At 69.9% G+C, this 8158-nt stretch carries 7 protein-coding genes; 1 reads left to right on the top strand and 6 read right to left on the bottom strand.

What is annotated here, in order from left to right; all coding sequences use genetic code 11:
* Positions 1-373 precede the first annotated feature (373 nt).
* Together mqnP and IH26_RS0139520 are read right to left on the bottom strand one after the other, a co-directional pair.
* Positions 374-1270, bottom strand: coding sequence for a menaquinone biosynthesis prenyltransferase MqnP (gene mqnP / locus IH26_RS0139525; RefSeq protein ID WP_030441420.1), 897 nt, complete (start codon positions 1268-1270; stop codon positions 374-376).
* Complete coding sequence (locus tag IH26_RS0139520) at positions 1267-2727, bottom strand: menaquinone biosynthesis decarboxylase (RefSeq protein ID WP_030441419.1); 1461 nt, start codon at positions 2725-2727, stop codon at positions 1267-1269. Before IH26_RS0139520 ends, mqnP begins: the two co-directional genes overlap by 4 nt.
* A gap of 144 nt (positions 2728-2871) precedes the next feature.
* Between IH26_RS0139520 and IH26_RS63470 the strand changes: the two genes are divergently transcribed.
* Positions 2872-4137 carry a hypothetical protein gene (locus IH26_RS63470; protein WP_245665894.1) on the top strand — a complete coding sequence of 422 codons (1266 nt, stop codon included), beginning with the start codon at positions 2872-2874 and terminating at the stop codon, positions 4135-4137.
* 144 nt (positions 4138-4281) lie between these two features.
* On the opposite strand, the gene ccsB is transcribed toward IH26_RS63470, so the two are convergent.
* From ccsB to IH26_RS0139495, 4 genes are read right to left on the bottom strand one after another with little or no spacing between them, the layout of a single operon-like run.
* A complete protein-coding gene (gene ccsB, locus IH26_RS0139510; protein WP_030441417.1) occupies positions 4282-5259 on the bottom strand; it encodes a c-type cytochrome biogenesis protein CcsB in 978 nt (325 codons plus the stop codon).
* Positions 5259-6851, bottom strand: a complete 1593-nt coding sequence (resB, locus tag IH26_RS0139505; RefSeq protein ID WP_030441416.1) for a cytochrome c biogenesis protein ResB — start codon at positions 6849-6851, stop codon at positions 5259-5261. Before resB ends, ccsB begins: the two co-directional genes overlap by 1 nt.
* Positions 6848-7603 carry a cytochrome c biogenesis CcdA family protein gene (locus IH26_RS0139500; RefSeq protein WP_030441415.1) on the bottom strand — a complete coding sequence of 252 codons (756 nt, stop codon included), beginning with the start codon at positions 7601-7603 and terminating at the stop codon, positions 6848-6850. Before IH26_RS0139500 ends, resB begins: the two co-directional genes overlap by 4 nt.
* On the bottom strand, positions 7603-8157 hold the full coding sequence (locus IH26_RS0139495; protein WP_030441414.1) for a TlpA family protein disulfide reductase: 555 nt from the start codon (positions 8155-8157) through the stop codon (positions 7603-7605). The genes IH26_RS0139500 and IH26_RS0139495 overlap by 1 nt, the downstream gene beginning before the upstream one ends.
* Position 8158: the final 1 nt, after the last annotated feature.

The raw sequence follows: 8158 nt of genomic DNA, 5'->3' as shown, positions 1-8158 counted from the left end.
GCGGGGGGCAGCGCGGGGGGCAGCGCGGGGGGCAGCGCGGGGGGCAGCGCGGGGGGCAGCGCGGGGGGCAGCGCGGGCGGCGCGGGGGGCAGCGCCGGGGGCGGCGCGGGGCAGCGCCGGGGGCGGCGCGGGGGGCAGCGCGGGCAGCGCGGGGGGCAGCGCAGGCGGCGCGGGCAGCGCGGGCAGCGCGGCGTAGAGCCGGGCGGCGCCGGGCCGGAGGGGCGCGGGGCAGCAAGGACGGCACGACGCGGGAGCAGCGGGCAGCGAGGTGGCGCGGCGCGGGGCCTGCGGTCAAAGGTCGGTCGTCGGTCGGGGTAGCACGGGTCGCGTCTCCGCAAGCGCACGCCAGGACGCGGCCACCATGGGGGTTCGGCTATAGGAAGGCAAGGTCGAGGACGGCGAAGAGGAACAGGGCGATGCCGACGAAGCCGTTGGCGGTGAAGAAGGCGCGGTTGACCTTGGACAGGTCGGTCGGGGTGACCACGATGTGCTGGTAGGCGAACGCGACCGCGGTCAGCGCGAGCCCGATCCACCACAGCCACGACAGCCCGACCACCTGGCCGAACCAGACGAACAGCGCGAACGTCACCACATGTGTCACCGTGGAGATGTGCAGGGCGGTGCGCACGCCCCAGCGGGCCGGGGTCGAGTGCACGCCGATCTGCCGGTCGATCTCGACATCCTGACAGGCGTAGATGATGTCGAACCCGCCGATCCACAGCCCCACCGCGACCCCCAGCAGCCAGGCCGGCCCGGAGCCGGAGAACGTGCCGGTGATGCCGAGCCAAGCCCCGACCGGCGCCACCGCCTGGGCGAGCGCCAGCACGTAATGCGGGTAGTTCGTAAATCTTTTCGCGTACGGGTAGATGACCAGCGGAATGACCGCCAGCGGGAAGAGCGCCAGGCACAGCCAGTTGAGCAGCCCGGCGGCGACCGCCATGACGACCAGCGAGACCAGCGCGCCGGTCCACGCCGTGCGCAGGCTCACCGCGCCGGTGACCAGTTCGCGGTTCTGGGTACGCGGGTTGAGCGCGTCGATCTTGCGGTCGAGGATGCGGTTGGCCGCCATCGCAAAGGTGCGGCCGGAGACCATCGCGATCGTGATCAGCAGCAGGTCGAGCCAGTGCACCCCGGAATCGAGCCGGTCGAGGGCGACCAGCGCGGACAGGTACGCGAACGGCAGCGCGAAGATCGAGTGCTCGATCTTGACCAGCTCGAGGAACGATTTGATCTTGCCCGGCTTCTCCGGGACCGCGGCCACCGCCGTCATATGCCGTACTCCTTCCAGCGCTTGTCGACGAGCGCGACGACCTCGCTCGACATGGCCATCTCCGCCGGCCAGCCGCGGGAGTAGCCCTCGGACGGCAGCTTACGGGTGGCGTCGATGCCCGCCTTGCCACCCCAGAACTGCTGGTACGACGCGTGGTCGAGGTGGTCGACCGGGCCCTGGACGAGCAGCAGGTCGCGGTCGTAGTCGACGTTGCCGAACGCCCGGAACGCGACCTCGGCGTAGTCGTGCACGTCGCAATCCTCGTCGACCACCACGATCAGCTTGGTCAGCGACATCAGGTGGGCGCCCCAGATCGCGTTCATGATCTTCTGCGCGTGCTTCGGGTACCGCTTCTTGATCGCGACGATCACGCAGTTGTGGAAGACGCCGGCGGCCGGCATGTCGTAATCGACGATGTCCGGGATCAGCATGCGCAGCAGCGGCAGGAAGATGCGCTCGGTCGCCTTGCCGAGCCCATGGTCTTCCTGGGGCGGCTTGGACGTGATGATCGAGTGGTAGATCGGCTTTTTCCGCATCGTCATCGTCTCGATGTGCAGCACCGGGAAGGGCTCGATCGGGGTGTAGAAGCCGGTGTGGTCGCCGAACGGGCCCTCGGGCTGCCGCTCGCCGGGCTCGAGATAGCCCTCGAGCACCACTTGTGCATGCGCCGGGACCTGCAGCGGGACGGTCAGGCAGTCGACCATCTCGACCCGCTCGCCGCGCAGGAAGCCGGCGAACAGGTATTCGTCGATGTCGGAGGGCAGCGGCGCGCTCGCGGCGTAGCAGACCACCGGGTCGCAGCCGATCGCCACCGCCACCGGCAGGCGCTCGCCACGACGCTCGGCGACCGCGTGGTGGGCCGTCGAATCCTTGTGGATCTGCCAGTGCATGCCGAGCGTGTTTTTCGAATGCTGCTGGAGGCGGTAGAGCCCCAGGTTGCGCTTGCCGGTCTCGGGGTGCTTGGTGTGGGTGAGCCCGAAGTTGTGGAAGATGCCGCCGTCGCCGGGCCAGACCTGCAGGCCGGGCAGCAGGCCGAGGTCGACCTCGTCGCCCTTGAGCACCACCTCTTGGCAGGGCGCCGCCTTCACCTTTTTCGGCGGGAGGGATTTCAGCTGCATCGCCTTGCCGATGCCCTCGCGGATGCCGGACCAGCCGACCGGGAGCTCCGGCTTGATCAGCGCGCCGATCCGGTCGCCGATCTCGTCGAGTGACTCGACACCGAGGGCCATCGCCATCCGCTTCTCGGTGGCGAACAGGTTGATCGCCACGGGCATCTCGCCGCGGGTCGGGCGCTCGAAGAGCAGGGCCGGACCGCCGGCTCGGACGGTCCGCGTGACGACCTCGCTGATCTCCAGCGTCGGGTCCACCGGGACGGTGACCCGGCGCAGCTCACCGGCGGCCTCGAGGGCCGACAGGAAGCTCTGCAGATCGTCATACGGAAACCCACGAGGCGCCATGGATCCCAGTCTTCACCACCCGTACGACAGTTCGGCACCGGGGCGATCACCGTCACTCAGGATGTCCGATTCGCGTTGAGACGGGCGATTGTTCCGATCGGCTGCGGCCCGGCGAGGTGCGAGGTGACAGTGAACGTCCGGAACATGGCGCGATGGTGTGCGCTGGGCGCGGTCACCGCGCTGCTGGCCGCTGCGGTCCCGGCGGTGTCGGCGTCGGCCGGTCTGCCCGCCTGCCCGGCCGGGCGCGCCTCGACCCGGCCGCCCAGTACGCCGGCCGGGCCGCACTCCCCCGGCGCCTGCCGGGCCGCGGGGCGGATCCTCGAGTCCGGCGTCCGCCTGGCCCGGCAAGAACAGACCGACTTCACCCCGAGCGGCTACCACCACCTGGGCGCCAACTCGGCGGGCGAGTGGAGCGGCGTCTCCGGCCGGATCTCGGTGGTGGACGGCTCGATCCGCCCCGGCAGCTACGACTTCGTGGCCGCGCGGTTCATGGTCAAGCGCGACCTGGGCGGCGGCAACATCGCCTGGCTGGAGGCCGGCTGGGCACAGACGGGCTGGGCCGGCCCGCTGCGGCAGCACATCTACACGTTCAACACCAACACCCACACCTGGCAGTTCTACGACCAGTACGCGTTGCGACCGGGCGACCGGGTGTGGATGGACCTGCACAGCGACGCGAATGGCATGTGGGGCGCGTGGCTGTGGTGGGACAACCGCTGGAACCTGCTGACCGCGCAGCGCCTGCCGATCGGCCAGAGCGCGTACGTCGAGCAGTACGTCGAGGTCCACGTCGACGCCGGCCGTCCGGCCCGGATCGACGTGCCGTCGGTAACCGTCGACAACGTGCAGTTGCGCCCCCCGGACGGCAGCGCGGCCCGCTACTGGCGAGACGACGTGCCAACGCTGACCGGGTACGGCCCAGGCCAGCCCCAACGCACCGGCGGCTTCTGCCTGAACTGGGTAAACCGCTACGACACCTGGACGGCCGGCGACTGCATCCCCGACACCAGCGACCAGGGCGCCACAGCACCTTCACCTAATTTAACCGACTTATCAAATTTGTCCGGCAAGAACCCCAACCCCGCAACGACAACCAGCGCCACCCAGCCCGCTGCGCAGAGCTCGGCCGGGCAGCAGCCGGCCGCGGCGGGCCCCGGCACGATGGGCACGGGCACGGGCGCAGGGACGACCGGCACGGGCACTGGAGCAGGCGCGACGGGCACGGGCGCGACGGCCGCGGGGGCGACGGGCGCGGGCGCGACGGCCGCGGGGGCGACGGGCGCGGGCGAGGAAGGCACGGGTGCGACGGGCACAGGCGCGAAGAGTCCAGGCGCGCCGGGAGCGGATACGCGCGAGCCGGGCGGTGCGGGCACACAGGGACAGTCGCTGCTGGGTGGACTACTCGGGTAGTAACTCCCGGCCACCGATCTCAGCCCGGCGGTCGCGGCACAGGCTTTCGTTGCACTCGGGCCGCGGTGCACGCCGGGTCGGTGTCGATTGCGGTTGTGGGCGGGTCCTTCGCCCGTACGCGCGAATGGTCTTGAAGTTAGGGCCTTACATCCCGCCGGGGTTGGCGTAGGAGTGGAAGCCGCCGAAAAACAGGTTGACGCCGAAGAGGTTCATCAGCATGGTGGCGAAGCCGAGCAGCGCGATCCACGTCGCCACGGTGCGCTTGACGCTGGGGGTGGCTCGGGCGTGCAGATAGCCCGCGTAGACGATCCAGGAGATGAACGCCCAGACCTCCTTCGGGTCCCAGCCCCAGTAGCGGCCCCACGATGCCTCGGCCCAGATCGGGCCGGCGATCAGGGCGCCGAAGGTGAACAGCGGGAAGGCGAAGGCGTGCAGGCGGAAGGTCAGCCGCTCGAGGACGGTGGCGTCGGGGGTGTTGCGGCCGAGCGAATACGGGAAGCGGCGTTTGCCCCGGTCGTAGCCGTCGCGGATGAGGAACATCGTGGCCGGCACGGCGCCGATCAGGAAGATGCCGGAAGCCAGGATGATCGTCGAGACGTGGATGACGAACCAGTACGAGTGCAGGGCCGGGACCAGCGGGCCGACCGGTGTGTAGGCGATCATGCCGTCGGCGCCGAGGAGCAGGACCAGGGCGAGCGTCACGAACAGGCCGATGTGGCGGATGGCCGGGCGGCGGATCAGCACGCCCACCCAGACCGCGGACCCGACGAAGGTCGCGGAGAGGATGTACTCGTACATGTTGCCCCAGGGCATGCGGTCGGCCGCGATGCCTCGGGTGGTCAGCGCGCCCAGGTGCAGCAGGAGCGCCACGATGTTGAGGCCGACCGCGATCCGGCCGAAGATCTCGCCCGATCTGTCCGGCTTGGCGACCTCGACGATGTCCTCATCGTCCGCGATATCCGAAACGGGCGCCCCGGAACCGACCAGCTGCCGAGCGGGACGAACTGCGGCCCGTCCGATCCGGCTCTTCGAACCGAAGGCGTATTCCGCCGCATAACAGACCATTGCCGCCAAATAGGCAAGGACGGCGACCGCCATCAGCTGATTCGACAACTCCGCCATCAGGGCGTCCCTTCCTCGGCGGCCTTCACCAACTGCGCGAACTCATCGGCGAAACCGGGATAGTCGGTGCGCGGGAGGCCACCGGCCGTCAACAACGTACCGCCGTCGCTTTCCGGCGAAGCTGGCAGGGCCCGGAACCACACCCGGCGCCGGTGGCCGCCCAGCGACAGCATCAGCCCGAGCAGGCCGAGCGCCGCGCCGGCCAGCACCAGCGTCTGCGTCGGGTCGTAGCGGATCGCCAGCGTCGCGTACGGCCGGGTGCCGAGGAACTCCAGCTTGGTGCCGTCGTCCAGAGTCCAACTCTCGCCGACCTTGAGCTCGTGCGGGCGGGCGCCGCTGACGTTCTTGAGGTCGCCGGTGGCTATCTGCCCCTGGTCGAGCGCGTACACCGAGCCGGGCGTGCCGACGTCGAGCCCGAGGTCGCCGCGGTACGCCGTAAGGAACAGCGCGGGCGCGTTCTCGGCCGGGAAGGTCGAGGTGGCGCTGCCGTCGGTGCCGACGGTGGGCAGGTAGCGGCCCTCGAAGCCCATCTGCAGCGTGGAGTCGCGCCTGTTGGTCTTCGGGTCGATGTTCACGTCCGGGAACTGGGCCACGCCCTCGCTGGTGAACATGCCGTCGATCGGGAGGAACGGCACGACCTTGGTCTGCGAGACGCCGTACCGGTCGGTGTAGCGCAGGCTGATCGCGTAGCCGTGGCCGATCAGGTGCACGTTCGCCCCGTGCAGGCGCAGCGGGTCATTGACCGTGAACGTCCGGGTCTTGGCCGGGCCGTCGCCCTCGGTGACCGCGACCGTGGCGGAGAAGTTCTTCGGCTGGCCGGTGGCCTGGTACGCGGCGCGGAAGTCGGTCAGCTTGAGGCAGAAGTCCGGCAGGTCGGCGGCGTCGACGCGGGGGCCGAGCGTGGAGTCGTCATACTGCGCGAGCGAGTCGCAGAAGCCCTGGTCGGCGCCGGCCACCAGAATGCGGTCGCCGTGCCAGCCGTACCAGTGCCCGAAGCCGACGCCGATCAGCACCGCCAGCAGGGAGAAGTGGAAGAGCAGGTTGCCGGTCTCCTTGAGGTAGCCCTTCTCGGCGGAGACCGTCCAACTGCCGTCTTCCTGCTCGCGGATCTTGGTGCGGAAGCGACGACGGCGCAGGATTCGAGCGATGTCTTTCGGCCCGATTTCTACCGTTAAATCGGCACTTTCCGGCAAACGGTCGAGCCTCCGCGGTGCGTCCGGCGGCGCCTGCCGCAGGGCCCGCGCATGATCGCGCAGACGCGGCAGCACACAACCGACGAGCGAGGTGAACAAAAGCAGGTAAATCGATGCGAACCATGGCGAGCCGTACACCTCGAACCCGCCGAGCCGCTCCAGCCACGGCGCCAGCGACGGATGAGCCTGGTAGTACTGCGTGACCTTCTGCTCGTTGACCGCCCGCTGCGGGAAGATCGAGCCCGGAATCGCCGCCACGGCCAGCAGGAAGAGCAGCACCAACGCCGTACGCATGCTGGTGAGTTGCCGCCACGAGTTGCGCAGCAGCGCCCACAGCCGCCGCGGCAACTTCGGCGGCGGCGCGGCCGGCGGCGCCGGACGTTCCTCGACCACGGTCACAGCAGCGTCCCCCCACCGAAGTCGAAGGTGGTCAGCAGCCAGACCAGGAAGTGATTCCACCCGCCGGTGACCAGCGCTATGCCGACCAGGATGAGCAGCACGCCGCCGATCCGCGTCACCCACCGGCTGTTGCGCCGGATGGCCCGGAAGAGCCCGAGCGTCCGCCGGAAGAACAGACCGAAGAGCACGAACGGAATACCCAACCCCAGGCTGTACGCGAGGGAGAGCGTCACGGCGCGGCTGGTCTGCCCGCTCGTGGTGGCCATCGCGGCGACCGCGGCGAGGGTCGGCCCGGTGCACGGGAGCCAGGAGAGCGCGAAGATCGCCCCGAAGACCGGAGCGCCGACCAGCCCGGCCGCCGGCAGCTTGCTGATCCGCATTTCCCGCTGGAGCCCCGGGATCCAGCCGAGATAGCCGAAGCCCAGCACGATCACCAGTACGCCCAGGATCACGTCGAGCAGGTCCTGGTGCGTCTTGAGGGCGAAGCCGATGTTCGCCACCAGCGTCAGCAGCAGCGTGAAGACGATCGAGAAGCCGAGCACGAACAGGAGCGTCCCGGCCAGCACGCGCCGGGTCTTCGACGAGCCCGCGTCCATGTCGGAGCCGGCCAGCCCGGTCACGTACGAGAGATAGCCCGGCACCAGCGGAAGCACGCACGGCGAGAGGATGCTGACCAGGCCCGCGAGCGCCGCGACGACGATCGCCAGCAGCAGCGGGCCGGTGCCGGCGATCGAGGCGAAGTGGTCGGCCATCAGCCGTTCCCCTCGGCGGCGACCTTCTCCACCAGCGGCTGCAGCTGGGTGTGCGTGGTGGCCGACCGCAGCGCCACCGCGATCCGGCCCTGCCGGTCGAGGATCAGGGTCTGCGGGGTGCTGGTCTGGGTGACGTCGAACTTCAGCGCCACCTTGCCGTCAAAATCATAAATGCTGGGGTACGTGACCCGGCCGCGCTCGAAAGCCCTCGCCGCGTCCTTGTCGTCCCGCGAGTTGACCCCGATGAAGGCGACCCCCTTGACCTTGGTGGCCTGGTAGGTCTGCTCGAGATCGTCCGCCTCGGCCCGGCACGGCGCGCACCACGAGCCCCAGAAGTTGACCACCACGACCTTGCCGCGGTCCTGGCTCACGTCGTAGCTGCCGCCGTCGAGCAGGTCGCCGGTCACGTCCTTGACCTGCGGCCGCTTGTCCGGCGCGCACTCCACGACGGTGCCGGTGGTGGTGCACTTCCTGGCCCAGTTCTCCCCGCCGCAGCCGGTCAGCACGACCGCCGCGAGGGCGGCGATGGCCAGGACTCCGGCGGTGCGGCGCATG

It is taken from the genome of Actinoplanes subtropicus (assembly GCF_000721705.1).
Taxonomy (GTDB): Bacteria; Actinomycetota; Actinomycetes; order Mycobacteriales; family Micromonosporaceae; genus Actinoplanes; species Actinoplanes subtropicus.
This window is presented reverse-complemented; position numbering and strand designations above follow the sequence as displayed.